The organism is Streptomyces sp. NPDC059009 (genome assembly GCF_042740175.1).
Lineage (GTDB): Bacteria > Actinomycetota > Actinomycetes > Streptomycetales > Streptomycetaceae > Streptomyces.
Genome location: NZ_JBHYJB010000026.1, coordinates 1 through 13,085, shown reverse-complemented (window position 1 = coordinate 13,085; position 13,085 = coordinate 1). Strand labels below are relative to the sequence as shown.

At 72.7% G+C, this 13,085-nt stretch carries 10 protein-coding genes; all 10 read right to left on the bottom strand.

The genetic code is table 11. From position 1 onward, the window contains the following. Positions 1–154 precede the first annotated feature (154 nt). The 10 genes from ACFWYM_RS24770 to ACFWYM_RS24725 all read right to left on the bottom strand — a co-directional run bounded on the left by ACFWYM_RS24770 (position 155) and on the right by ACFWYM_RS24725 (position 13,012). Entirely contained in the window at positions 155–3,574 is a 3,420-nt protein-coding gene (locus ACFWYM_RS24770) for a lantibiotic dehydratase (RefSeq protein ID WP_384841183.1), read from the bottom strand. Positions 3,575–3,581: 7 nt separating this feature from the next. After that, on the bottom strand, positions 3,582–4,967 hold the full coding sequence (locus tag ACFWYM_RS24765; RefSeq protein ID WP_384841180.1) for a lanthionine synthetase C family protein: 1,386 nt from the start codon (positions 4,965–4,967) through the stop codon (positions 3,582–3,584). Positions 4,968–5,393: 426 nt separating this feature from the next. Beyond that, positions 5,394–6,626, bottom strand: a complete 1,233-nt coding sequence (locus tag ACFWYM_RS24760) for a cytochrome P450 (RefSeq protein ID WP_384841177.1) — start codon at positions 6,624–6,626, stop codon at positions 5,394–5,396. Between the two features lie 13 nt (positions 6,627–6,639). After that, positions 6,640–7,848: a cytochrome P450 gene (locus ACFWYM_RS24755; RefSeq protein ID WP_384841174.1), complete on the bottom strand. Its 1,209-nt coding sequence runs from the start codon at positions 7,846–7,848 to the stop codon at positions 6,640–6,642. Then, on the bottom strand, positions 7,845–8,456 hold the full coding sequence (locus tag ACFWYM_RS24750; RefSeq protein ID WP_384841171.1) for an ATP/GTP-binding protein: 612 nt from the start codon (positions 8,454–8,456) through the stop codon (positions 7,845–7,847). The genes ACFWYM_RS24755 and ACFWYM_RS24750 overlap by 4 nt, the downstream gene beginning before the upstream one ends. Further along, the gene (locus ACFWYM_RS24745; protein ID WP_384841167.1) at positions 8,434–8,790 is read right to left on the bottom strand and encodes a DUF742 domain-containing protein; all 357 of its coding nucleotides are present in this window, start codon (positions 8,788–8,790) and stop codon (positions 8,434–8,436) included. The genes ACFWYM_RS24750 and ACFWYM_RS24745 overlap by 23 nt, the downstream gene beginning before the upstream one ends. Next, positions 8,787–9,203: a roadblock/LC7 domain-containing protein gene (locus tag ACFWYM_RS24740; protein WP_384841165.1), complete on the bottom strand. Its 417-nt coding sequence runs from the start codon at positions 9,201–9,203 to the stop codon at positions 8,787–8,789. Before ACFWYM_RS24740 ends, ACFWYM_RS24745 begins: the two co-directional genes overlap by 4 nt. Before the next feature lie 2 nt (positions 9,204–9,205). After that, complete coding sequence (locus ACFWYM_RS24735) at positions 9,206–10,552, bottom strand: ATP-binding protein (RefSeq protein ID WP_384841162.1); 1,347 nt, start codon at positions 10,550–10,552, stop codon at positions 9,206–9,208. A gap of 487 nt (positions 10,553–11,039) precedes the next feature. Further along, on the bottom strand, positions 11,040–12,443 hold the full coding sequence (locus ACFWYM_RS24730; protein ID WP_384841159.1) for a PQQ-binding-like beta-propeller repeat protein: 1,404 nt from the start codon (positions 12,441–12,443) through the stop codon (positions 11,040–11,042). Continuing rightward, positions 12,440–13,012, bottom strand: coding sequence for a SigE family RNA polymerase sigma factor (locus ACFWYM_RS24725; protein WP_384841156.1), 573 nt, complete (start codon positions 13,010–13,012; stop codon positions 12,440–12,442). The genes ACFWYM_RS24730 and ACFWYM_RS24725 overlap by 4 nt, the downstream gene beginning before the upstream one ends. Positions 13,013–13,085: the final 73 nt, after the last annotated feature.

Below are 13,085 nucleotides of genomic sequence, written 5' to 3'. Positions count from 1 at the left end.
GGCGGCCGCAGGGGCCGCAGGGGCATCGACTTCTGCCCGCGCTCATGCGGGCGCTCATGCAGGCGCTCATGCCCGCGTGGACTCCAGCACCTTCTTGAGCCGCTCCAGATCGGCGCCGACCCAGTGCCCTGCCCGTGTGAACGCGCCAGCCACGTCAGCGGGGCAGGTGCGCGGCCCGGTCGAGGAGGCGCCGCCACACCCCGTGACAGGACTCCTCCTCGGTCCGGCTCAGGCCCATGCGGTTGCAGTGCATGTGCAGCAGGCTCCTGACGACGGCGGCACGATCCGCCTCCGGCCGGCCGGTGCGCTCCGGCTCGGCGAGGCGGCGTGCCAGCGGCCGCGCGGCCGGTCGCCATGCGGCGTCGGCGCCGTCGAGCAGCGAGCGGACCGGGTTGTCCGTGGTGCGGGCGGCCCACAGTCCCGGCCCCGCCGCCCGGTACAGGGAGCCGCCCGCGGTGCGGGGTGCCGCGGCGCGGGCGACGTCGCGCCGCGCCTCGGCCTCAGGGATCAGGTGGGCGCACAGCCGGTCGACGCTGAGAGCGGCCAGGGTGACCCGCTCGGCGTCCAGGCCCATGTCCGTGCCGGGCAACGGGAACGGGGCCGGGCCGGTGTGCGGGAGTCCGCTCCCGCCGTCGCGCAGGTGGCGCAGGAGCGGGAGGACGGCCGTGCTGTCGTGCCGGAAGAACTCCTCGGCGTCGGCGATCAGTTCACCGCCCCCGTAGCGCTCGACCTCGCGCTCGTAGCCGACGAAGGAGTGGTCGACGATGTGCCCCTCGGCAGCCAAGTCGTAGGCCCAGGCGGTGACTTCACGCAGCACTTCGGGGCGTGCCGCCTGATCGGGTACGAAGAAGCGGACGCGCAGGTGCGGGGCCGGATCTGCGTAGCGTACGAAGAACAGGGCGTCCGCACCGCACCACGGGCGGATCCGCTCCGCCACGGTGGGCAGGCCCGCCTCGAGGAGCCTGTCGTGGGCGTCCGGCTCGGCGTAGAGCTTGACGGTCAGCCAGTCGCTGCCGACCGGCTTGTGCCGCCCGTCCGGCGGCTCGCTGGTGCGGACACCCGCCGGGCGCACGGCTGTTCCGCCGGGAGCCGGTGCCTGATCCCGACCCGCGCGCCGCAGCACAGGCACCACGACCTCGGCGGCATACGGCTCGTCGGCGGCATCCCGCAGAAGGGCCCGCTCGGGGTCGGGCAGCACCTCCTCCAGGAGGAGCCCCTCCGCGGGTGACCGCGCCAGCGAGTCACGCAGCTCGTGCAGACCGGGTGCGCTGGTGAGATCGAGCAGCAGGGTGTTGTCGAAGCTGACCAGGTTGACCAGGCGGGGCACCATCCATGTCGTGGACCACGTGTCGACGGACGCGGCGAACTCCCGTATCCCATCGCCCTGTTGAGGGATCGATGCGGTCGGGGCCGCGCCGGGCGGCAGGGTGAGGTCGTGGGGGCGCAGCCGCCACCGCGCGCGGCGCAGCACCAGGTCTCCTCGCTCGACGCGGGGCAGGAACGGCATCGTCTCGGCGAGCTCCCCCCAGTCGAAGGAGGAGACCGGCCCCGACTGTGCGGCGGAGACCTCCAGCAGGAACCGGCACGGGTTCGGCGCCCCCAGCCAGTTGAGCAGCGTGCGCTGGGTGACGTGCAGCGGCCGGCCCAGGGTGCGGCTGCGCAGGTGGAGCCGCCCCTCGGCCGCTCCTACGAGCACGTCGTCCAGGCGCAGGACGTGCTCCTCGTCCCGGCCCGGCGTGACATTGACCGGCAGTTCCCATGCGTGGGCGGCGGGGCGGATCGCGACGTTCGCCTGCCGGGCGTCTCCGGGCAGATAGGTCAGTTCGGCGCAGACGGTGTCGCCCAGGCTCCGCTCCTCGGCGACGGCCAGCTCGTGCAGCCCGGCCCGGATGTCCGCGTCCAGGAGGTCGTGGAAGCGGGCGAACGTCCGGCCGCCCAGGGCCACCCCGAGGTTGTTGCAGACGGCACGCCACCGCTCCTGGCCGGGGCCCGGGGGCATGGGACGCAGATACAGGTCGAGCGCGGGTGGCGGTGGCCGGTCGCCGTCCGGGGCGGCCGACGCCTCGGCCAGCTCGTCGAGGAGACGGTCGTCCAGTTCGACGCCGGTCTCCCGGCGCGCCAGGGCCGTTGCCGCGAGGCGGGCCAGCACGGCCTCGCGCGCCGACCGTGCCGGAGGGTTCCGGTCGACGCCGGGCAGCGGGAACTCCCGGCGGGGGCAGCGGTATCCGCGCGGCGGCCCCAGGCCGGTCTCCGCGGACAGCACGTCGAGCAGCGGGACTTCGGAGAGGTGCCCGTACCGTTCGCTCAACGCGTCGGCGTACGCGGCCAGATGCGGGGGATAGCGCCGCTCGCCGCCCACGCGGGCGAGCACCTCCGCCGCCTCCTCGGCCAGCGCGGCCACCGGCCGGGGCAGGACCAGGGGCCCGTCGACGGCGAGGGCGGAGTCGATCTGCAGCGTCGGGCCGCGGTGTCCGCCGAGGGCGAGCGGCAGCGGTGCGTCCGCCGCTTCCAGCAGCTCCGGCACGGGAATCCCGTCGCGGTTGAACGCGTCGATCGCAGCCGCCACATCGCCGAGCGCCCGGGCGGCGGTGGGGTCGGTGACCGCCGGGAGCAGCGAGCGCAGCGGCTCGTCCGGTGTGTCCATGGCCGGGGGAGTGAGCAGCCGGAGGCGTTCGGCCGTGATGAGGATGTCGTTGTCGAGGAGGCCGTCCAGCAGGGCGGCGATCCGCTCCGAACCGGCTTGCGGGTAGGCGTCGTTGAGCGTGGCGGCCACGTGGTCGAGCGTCACGGGCGTGCGGGTGAGGTCGAGGACGGCTCGCACCGGGGCGGTCAGGCGCACGCTGACGCTGCGGCTGCCGCTCCTGCGCGGGGCGCGCTCATGCTCGCGCTCGCGCTCGTGTGCCTGGTCGTGTGCGTGGGCGTGGCGGTCGGGCGTGCCGGGGCCGTCGGGGCGTACGTCGGCCGTGCCGTCCTGTCCGTACGCGTCGGCCAGGGGCAGCCATACGCGGCCACGGGCCACGTGCAGCAGGTCGTTGCTCCTGATCCGCAGCTGTCCGGGGCGTGTGCGCGGGTGTCCCGGTGCGGGGTGCGGAGCGCGGGAGGCCAGCCGCTTGACCAGGTGCATGACCCATCCCGAGTCGGCGCGGGCCCGGGCCCTGCCGATGGCGGACGGGCCCAGCCGCATGCGCTGCTCGTCGCCGAACACGCCCGTGGCCACGCCCGCCACGAGGCCCAGGGGAGTGGCCCGGAAGCTCATCCGGTTCAGATAGCGGCCGAGGCTGCGCACGGCCCGGCGCCGGTCCTTGCCGGTGAGCCCGTCGAACCGGTCCACGGCGTCCGCCAGGTCGGGGGTCGCGACCCGCACGGCATCGGCCACGCCCGGGGCGCCCCACAGCTTCAACAGCCGGTCGGCGTAGTCGTCCTGCCAGGTGCCGGAGTGCTCGGAGCCCCCGGAGGCGCGGTCGGCGCCGGGCAGCGAGCTCAGCAGGTCGAGCATGGGGCGGGCGGGCAGAGCGGGGGCTCTGAGGAGGAAGAATCCGCATGCCTGGTAAGGGCCGGCATCCGCATGGTTCATGTAGCCATCACACCCTCGACTGGGACTCGGAGTCGGACCGGGTCAGGAACAGCACCTCGTCCCACTCGGCCGCCTCGGGCGACACGCTGCCCAGCAGCGCGAGCAGGGCCCCGGCCGCGCCGGTCAGCAGGCCGGGACGGTGTTCCGGCCGTTCCGGGACAGGACGGTCGGCGAAGAGATAGGGATGGTCCGGATCCGCGTACGCGCACAGCCGCGACCGCAGTTCGGCACACATCTGCCGCAGATCCGGCTCCCGGGTGTGCGCGGCGGCACGGCCGCAGATGGCCAGCAGCCCCGCAAGGCCGTGGCACACCGTGGGGGAGAAGAGGCGCTGCTGCTCGGCGGGCGCGCGACGGACGCCGAGGAGCGCGGCCGTCGCCAGGTCCACCGCGCCGCCCGGTGCACCGCACGCCGCGGAGGCCGTGGCGGCCGACAGCAAGGACGCGGCGATGCCGGGTGCGCCGTAACACCACGCGGCCCGGGCCGGTTCCTGTGCGGCGCCGGTGTCGGGCAGGCCGGTGGCCGGGTCGGGCGGCACGAGGGCGGCCCAGGCCGGATGGTCGTGGCCGTCGAGCCGCCATGCGTCCATGCGCCGTACGAGAGCGTCGATCCGCTGTCGCACCAGGCGCGCCCGCGTATCGCCCCGTCCGCCTCGGCCCACGACGCCGTGGGTGTGGGCGAGGTCTACGCGGCACAGGGCGGCGAGGATGCCCGGCGGTCCATGGGCGAACCCGAGGTTGAAGTGGCCCTCGGGGAATGTCTCCGCGTACCACCGCCCGGTCGCCGTCCCCGCTCCGGTGCCCAGGGCGGTGGGGTAACTGGCCGGAGCGCACACCCACGTGGGCATGCCGTCGCCGTTGCCGTCGGCCCGGGTCAGTGCCAGGAGGTAGTCGACCAGGTCGTCGATCGCCTCGCGCGTGGCGCCGGTCGCGGGGCGGCCCAGGACCTCCGCCGCCTTGAGCAGCGCTGCCAGGCGGCCCGCCGCACCCTCCAGGACGTCGTAGTCGTACGGGGCGACGCTCCCGGCGGACAGCGGGTGCGTCAGGGCCAGCGACTGGCGGGCGAGCTGGTCGGTCATGGCGGTGAGCGTGCGGAGGTAGCGCGGTTCCCGGCGGGCGTATTCCGCCACCACCCAGACGATCCCGGCGGTTCCGCTGTAAAGCCCTGCTGACGTGAGGGGAGTTGTGGCGGTCGCCTCGGCGGTGCGGCGCAGTTGGAGCCGACCGGCGCGCATGTAGCCGTCGTCGTCGAATACTTCAGCCGCGTGGAGGAGAGCGAGTGCGATGCCCGGAGCGCCCTCGCCCAGATCCGGTGACGCGGTCCCGGTCCCCGCCGATTCCACCAGCCGCCCGGCCATGTCGCGCGCCAGGCCCCGAGCCTCGTCATCGCTCACCGTTCGCGCGCAACGAGACTCCACGAATCAGCTCCCCTCCGGCCCTGGCAAAGAAAGGACGGCGGCCACCCGGAGGGCTCACGAGTTTCGGGATTGCGAAACCGCGATGCCCTGCGCGGGGGCCGCCTCCGCGTCACGGACCCGGTGTCAGCCGCACGCGGCTCCGGGACACGACGCCCTTGACGTGCCGGCCCCGCAATTCGGCTCCAGCGTCACCAACGCGGCTCCGTCAGCAGGGTTTTCCGTATACCGGACGCGCAGATCGAGAGTGAATTCGTCGGCTGCTTCGAAGTGGTCATTCATGTTGTTCCCTCCAATGGTCCGCTGGACTGCGCCGGTTCCTTGCGGAACCGACGCTTGGGGGTGCCATGCATCGCCAGGCTAGGAGGGGGTGCGCGCCGTTCGCTATTGCCCAAAAGGGCAACGTCAGGCGGTGGCGGGCCGCAGGCGGACGGGCAGGGTCTGGTGGCCGTTGCTGATGAGGGAGCCGACGGGCGTCAAGTCCTCGGCGGGTACGGCGAGTTCCAGCTGCGGGAACCGCTCGAAGAGCAGGCGCAGGGCCGTGCTGACCTCCAGGCGGGCGAGCGGCGCTCCCAGGCAGAAGTGGACGCCGTGCCCGAAGGCCAGGTGGTCCTTCACGGTGCGGGTGATGTCGAAGTCGTCGGCGGTCTCGCCGTGCCAGTCGGGGTGGCGGTTGGCGGCCGCGTAGGAGGCGAGGATCGCCTCACCCTCGGCGATGGTCTGGCCGTCGGGCAGGACGATGTCGGTCACCGCGTACCGCAGCGGCAGGTGCTTGACCGCCGGTTCGAGGCGCAGGGTCTCCTCGACGGCTTCGCTCCAGTCGGCCTGCCCCGACTGCAGGAGCGCGAGCTGGTCGGGGTGGGCGAGCAGCTGGGTGATCGCCTGGTCGATGACGTTGACCGTGGTCTCGTACCCGGCGCTGATCATCAGGAGCAGGGTGTCGCGGAGTTCCTCCTCCGACAGGCCGCCCTTGTCGTCCTCGTCGCGCGTGGTGATCAGCAGCGAGGTCATGTCGTCGCCGGGCTCGGCGCGCTTGGCGGCGATGAGCTCGTGGAGGACCTCGTACACCGCCTTGGTGTTGGCCTCCGACTGCTCGGCGGTCAGGGTGGTGGAGAAGATGTTGTCGACGAGTACACGGAAGTCGTCCTGCTGCTCGGCCGGTACGCCCATCAGCCGGCAGATGACCGCGATCGGCAGCGGGTAGGCGAGGTGCTCGCGCAGGTCCGCGACCTCGCCGGGCGGGAGCGCGTCCAGGCGGTCGAGGATGCCCGTGACGACCGTGTCTATGCTCTCCGCCAGCGCGGTGACGCGGCGGTGGCTGAACGCGGGGGCGATCATGCGCCGCAGGCGCCGGTGGTCCGAGCCGTAGGCGGTGAACATGTTCTCCACCGTGACCCACAGGGCCAGCGGCCACCGCTGGACCACCTCGCCGAACTCCGGCCAGTGCGCGCGTGCGTTCTTGGAGACGTTCGGGCTGGTCAGCAGCTCCTTGAGGAGAGCGGGGTCGGAGACCGACCAGGCGGTCACGCCGAGGACGTCGACGCGGACGGCCTGGCCGTGCGCGCGCAACTCCCGGTGCTCCTCGTGCAGTTGGGCCCCGGAGGGGTCGAGAACGATCGGCTTCGTGGGCAGGGCCATGGGGCGAGTCCCTTCAGACGGATGCGGCGGCGGGGAATTGGACGGGCAGGGCGGTCAGCGCCCGGTGGAAGGGCCCGGGGCGCCAGACCAGGTCCTGGGCTGCGGTGGCGAGGTCCATCTCGGGCAGCGCGTCGAGCAGGTGCGTGATGGCCGTCTCGGCGATGAGATAGGCGTGCGGGCGTGCGGGGCAGGCGTGCGGGCCGGTGCTCCACGACAGATGGGCGCGGTTGCTCGCGGTGCGCTGGTCGCCGAGGGCGGGGTCGTTGTTGCAGGCCGTCATCGAGATGAGGACCGGCTGGTGCGCGGGCAGCAGGAACCCGTCGACGTCGACCGGGTGCGGCGGATAGCTGATGCAGAAGTTCGCCAGCGGCGGGTCGGTGTAGAGCACCGAGTCGAGCGCCTCGCGGACCGAGGAGCCGCCCGCGTGCAGGTCTCCGGAGAACTGGTCGTCGGTGAGGATCCGCAGCACGGTGTTGGTGATGAGGTTGGTCAGCGGCTCGATGCCGGCGCCGTAGAGCGTGACCAGCTGGTGGAGCATCTCCATGTCGTCCAGGCCCGAGGAGTGGGCGAGGAGCCGGGAGGTGATGTCGTCGCCCGGCTGCCGCCGGCGCAGGGCCACCAGGTCGGCGACGGCCTCGGTGAGGATCTGGTTGCCGCTGGCGGCGTCCACGCCCTCGAAGATCTTGGCCATGCCGTCGGCGATGCGCCGCCCCACCTCGTCCGGGCAGCCGAGCAGGGCGCTCAGCACACGGAAGGCGATGGGCCAGGCGTACTGCGTCAGCAGATCGGCGCCCTCGGTCTCGCGGAACTCGGCGATGGTGCCGTCGGCGACCTGCTCGACCAGCGTGCGCAGCTCGTGCTGGTCGACGCCGTCGATCGCCGCGGTGTTCGCCGACCGGTAGCGGGTGTGCGCGGGGCCGGCCGAGCGCAGCGCGTTGGGCCGGCTCTCCATCATCGGGCGGACCGGGCAGGTCTCCGGGACGGACTGCTCCCACACCGTGGGGTCGGCCGGGAACCGCAGCGGGTCGTTGAGGATGCGCCGGGCCTGGGCGTAGCCGATGACGAGGGTCGCCGGGACGTCCGGTATGAGGTCCACGGGGACGAACGGCCCGAACTCCTTCCGCATCCGCTCATACGCGGCGTGCGGGTCGGCCGCGAACTCGGCTTCGTGCAGGGCGATCCGGCGCTCGGGGGCCGCCTCGGGCGGGGTCGGGCTGGTCACGGGCGGGGCTCCAAAGCGGGTGCGTTCAGGTCGGACAGGTATTCGCAGAGGGTGATCAGGGCCAGCACGCTGGAGGTGCCATCGCGCGCGTCGCACGTGGTCAGCGGCGTGTGCGGGTCCAGGTCGAGGGCCTGGCGGATCTCGTCCAGGTCGTAGCGCGGGGCGCCGTCGAAGAGATTGACCGCCACGGCGTACGGCGTGCCCTGCTCCTCGTGCAGCGCGAGGATCTCGAAGGACGCCTCGAGGTTGCGGGTGTCGACCAGGACGAGGGCTCCCAGAGCGCCCTCGGTCAGCCCCGCCCACATGGGGCGGAAGCGGCCCTGGCCGGGGGTGCCGAACAGATACAGCACCAGGGCGTCGCTCAGATGCAGCCGGCCGAAGTCCATGCCGACGGTCGTGGTCGTCTTGCGCGGTGTGCGCGCCAGGTCGTCCACCCCGGCGCTGGCCTGGGTGATCCGCTCCTCCATCCGCAGCGGCGGGATCTGGGAGACGCTGCCCACGAACGTCGTCTTGCCGACGGCGAAGCTCCCCGAGATCACGATCTTCGCGGACCGGGTCACGCCGGGTGGCACATAGATGAGGCCGTCAGACGAGGGCGCGGAGACCACGCAGTACCTCCTGGAGCAGATCGGTTTGGGGTTCGTCGTCGCGGGCGGCGACGGGGCGGGTCAGCAGCCCCTCGTCGATGAGGGAGGAGACGAGGATGCGCACGGTGGAGGGAGGGAACTCCAGGGCGGCCGCGATGTCGGCGACCGCGAGGCCGCCGCCGTCGGCACGGGTGAACAGACCCATCACCCGCCGGGCGTCGGCGCTCAGGCCCTCGGTCGAGCCGCTCGCGGCGAGCACCACGGTCTCCAGGCGCACCTCCGGGTCCGCGCGAACTCGCCCGTCGGTACGGACATAGGGTCTGACCAGGTCCGGGTCTCGCCGCGGCCCGCTCATGCCGTCGCTGTGCCCTGTTCGGAAGGCTGCCGCGGGGCGACCTTCATCTCATGTCCCACCCGCTGGGCCAGCTCCAGCATGTGATGGGTGATCAGGCCGATGTCGGCGTCGGGGCCGGTCGTCTGCACCGACAGCATCGTGTTGCCGCCCGCCTGCGTGATCAGCCCCACGTGGTTGGTCAGCTCGATCAGGGCCTGCCGGGTGCCCCCGCCGCCGGTCTCCTCGTCATAGGCGAGCGCCGCCGCACGGACGGCCGCGGTGATCGCCGCGAACTTCTCCGCCTCGTCCTGGCCGATGTCGGACGTCCGCGAGTGCAGCAGCCCGTCGGAGCTCATCAGCACCGCGTGCCGGACGCCGTCGAGAGAGCCCAGTGAACGGTCCAGCAGCCAGCCAAGTTCGTTGCCGGTGGTCACGGTCAGGCTCCTTCGTGCGTGGTGGTCGGGTCTTGGGTGCGTGCGCTGCGCGTCCCCTTCGCCCAGGCGGCGGCGATGGCGGGCCGCCCCGGCGCCGCCTGGCCCTCGGACGGCGCCGCCGGAGCGCTCGCGGCCGGAGTCCGCCGCGAGCGGACGGCCAGGCCGCTGGCGGTGGTGCGCTTGGGGGCGACCGGCTCGGCGACCGGCTCGGCCGTGGGCTCGGCCGCCGGCACCGGGGCGGGCGGCGGGACCGCAGCGGTCAACAGGCCCTTGGGGATGAACATGTAGACGCGCGTGCCGCCGAAGGGGTTGGGGGCCTCCAGGTCGATCCGGAAGCCGTAGTCGTGGGACAGCGCCGCGGCCGCCCGCAGCCCGGTCTGGGGGTGCGCGCCGAGCTGGTTGATGTCGTCGCGCTGCTCACCCGTCAGGATCCTCCGGGCCCACGCCAGTTGCTCCTCGTTCATGCGCAGACCGGCGTCGTCCACGATGACCGAGACCCCGTGATGGCCCTCCTGGAAGGCCACATGCACCCGCGCCGACGAGGGGGAGTAGCGGACCGCGTTGTCCAGGAGCACCGCGAGGGCGTGCACGACGGGCCCGACCGCCCGGCTCGTGATCGTCACGTCGAGCTCCTGGTGCTCGACCCGCTCGTACTCCTCGATGCTGCCCATGGCAGCCCGCACCACATCGGTCATCGGGGTGGCGGGCCAGCGCCGCGACAGCTTGCCGCCGGACAGGACCACATAGTTCTGGGCGACCAACAGCATCTGCTGCGTGGGGTGATCGATGCCGACCAGCGTCTCGTACGCCTCGTCGCCCTCGTGCCGCCGCACACCCTGGCTGACCCGCTGGCTCAGCTTCGAGGCCATGCCCACCATCGCGGAGGAGACGGCGCGCACCGCCGCCCGGCTGGACGCCTCGGCGCTCTCGCGGGCGCGCGCGACATCGCCCTGCGCGGCCTCGTGGGCCTCGGAGAGCTGGAGCCCCGCACTGGTCTGCGCGTCGTACTGCACCTTGCGTACCGTGTGCGCCGCGGAGCCGGCCAGTTCGGTCAGGCGCTGCGCGAGCACGGTGTTGACCAGCGCCTCGGGCAGCTGGATGTCGACACCGTGGCCGTCGCCCTCGCGCTCCGCCGCGGCGCCGAGACGGGGGATCACGGCGTCGGCGAGCTGCACCAGCACGGCCTCGGTGGCGCGCTGCTGTCTGGCGATCTCCTCGGCCTGTTCCCGGAGGCGGGCGCTGGTGGTGCGCTCGCCTCGGAACTGGTCCCGGAATCGCCAGGCCGCGCCGCCGGCGGCCAGGGCCAGAACTGAAGGCACCACGGAGGTTGCCTGTATCAGGTCTGTCATCACGTCCTCTACGGGTTCAAAGGGGGAGAGGCGGCCACCCGGCGCACGCGATCGGCCAAGGGGGAAGTGGCCGAGCCGAAGGGATCGCCGTGCTGGGGGCGGGTGCCACCTACGGAGCGGGCCACAGGAGTTGACGGGCAACCGGGGGTCTCACCGAACTCATCAGCACTTCCTGGTATCTCTCAGTCGCGGCAAACATTCCATGGCACGCGTTTCGGTCAACTAGCGGCTATTAGCCGCCAGTTGGCCGTCGCAGGTAAACGATATCTTGTCGTGTCCATCGTTTGTTGTGCCAGATGCCCCGCAGCCGGACCTGTTGTCCGTGGACATCCTCTCAGCCCTGCCCGAAGCGGACGTAAGCGCCTCGGAGGCTCTCGGTATGCCACCCCATGGCACACCGTCACATGGAAGGTGAGGAAAGGTCACCATGAATAGGGCGCCTGTCCCGGACGGCGAATTCAGCCCGGGACAAAAGCCGGGCCCCTGGCTATGAACCGGTCCGATCCAACACGGGCTTGATCCGGAAGAGTTCACCGCCCGACTGACCGATGAGGCCGTGGCCGTAGGGCATCAGCTCGGGGGCGATCCCGCCTTCCACCGGGCGTTCCGGCAGCCGGACCTGACCGCGCCAGCGGACCACCCCGCTGTCCAGGTCGAGGCCGACCAACTGGCCCGAAGGAGACAGGTAGTAGGCCATGCGGGCGGAGAGATCCACGGCCGCGGCGGACGGCCGCTCCCGCATGCCGGAGCCGCGCTCCTCCTCGCGCAGCGTCAGCCCGAGGTGGCGCGACCACAGTCGGCGGCCGTCCTTGGCCGAGTACGCGACGACCTCGTCGCCGCGGCGCGGGGTGAGGATCCTGCCGTCCGCGACCTCGCCCATCGGCATGCTGCCGACGCGGTGCTGCGTCGTCGCCCCGGTGCGGGTGTCGACGCGGTACAAGGTGGCGGGGCCGGAGGAGGTGGGGGACTTCCGCCTGCCGAGGGGAGCGGCCAGCAGCACGGTGTCGCCGTCCGCGCCGACATAGGCGGTCTGGCCCTTGACGGTGGCGACCGTCCGCGGCGTGCCGGTGGCGGGGTCGAGCCGGACGACGGTGCTGCGCTGCGGCGCCTTCTCGCTGTCGGGCGAGCACATCAGGTACGGGACGCCGCCGATCGCCGTCCGCTCGCAGTCGGCCTTCTTCCACTTGTACGTCCACAGTGTCCGGCCCGTCTTCGCGTCCAGCGCGGCCACGCTCTTGAACGTCGGGGTGTTGGCGAGGATCCCGCCGTCGAACAGCACGGCCGAGGACCTGCCCCGGCTGTCGTCGGCCAGCTTGTGCTTCCACAGCACCTTCTGACGGGCCAGGTCGAGGGCGACGAGATCCGTCCCGGGGGTACCGGCCCCGGGCGCGTGGTCGGCGAAGGTGTAGAGCACTCCGTCGCGGACACCGGGCACCGACCCGGCCGGGGTGCGGCCACCGTGGGCGTCCGCGGACTCACGCTGCCAGGTGACCTTTCCCGTACGGGCGTTCACGCCGACGGCATCGTGCTCCGGCCCCCGGCAGTAGACGCCGCCCGAAGCGGTGGCGCAGGCGTCCCAGGAGGCGCCGGGCAACGTCGTCTGCCACAGCAGCTTGCTGTGCGTGCTCAGGCGCGAGGCCGGCTGCGACCCGTCGTTGCCGCCCGCCCCTGCGGTGAGCACCGCGCCGACCGTGATCCCGGCGAGACCGAGCGCCGCCCCGGCCACGCGGGTGAGGTTCCGCCGCCGACGGCGCCGCACGAGACGGTCGGCGATGCCCGTCGGAGCACCGGAGGAGCCCGAGGGGTCGGGCGTGCCGGGGGAGTCGGGGGTCCAGTTCTGCAGGACGTCGCGGAGCGTGCGGTCCAGCTGATCGGTGTGGTCGGTGTTCACGTGTGTGCTCCCCTCGGCGCGGGACCGCGCGTGGTGGTGGTCGTGGCCAGTTCCGCCGGTGCGCCCGACGACGCCGGAGCGCCCAACTCCGGTGCGAGGCGGCGCAACCGGGCCAGTGACCGGTGCGTGGTGCTGCGGACGGTGCCCACCGAGCAGCCGAGGACCCGCGCCACCTCCGTCTCGGACAGGTCCTCGAAGTAGCGCAGCACCAGGACCGTGCGCTGGCGCGGGGTCAGCCGGGCGAGCGCCTGGCCCACGGCGATGCGCAGGTCCGCCGCCGAGGTGCCGTCGGACACGCCGAGCCCCTCCGGCGGCGAGGCGAACGTCGGCTCACGATGCGGCCGGCGCAGCCGCCACCGGCTGACCTGCTGCCGGTACATCACCTTGCGTACATAGCTCTCCGGGTCCTCGACCTGCCGCCAGCGCCCCAGCGCCTTCATCAGAGCGGTCTGCAGCAGATCCTCGGCCTCGTGCCGGTCGCCGCCGGTGAGCAGGTTCGCCAGCCGGAGCAAGGCACTCCACCTGGCATCGACGAAGTCCCGGAATCTGTCATGGTCCTGCGGGTCCATGGGCCCCCTCCTGTTTCTCAACGCCCCCTAGGACGCGCGGACCCGCGGCAATCTATGCCCCGTGCGTGAAACG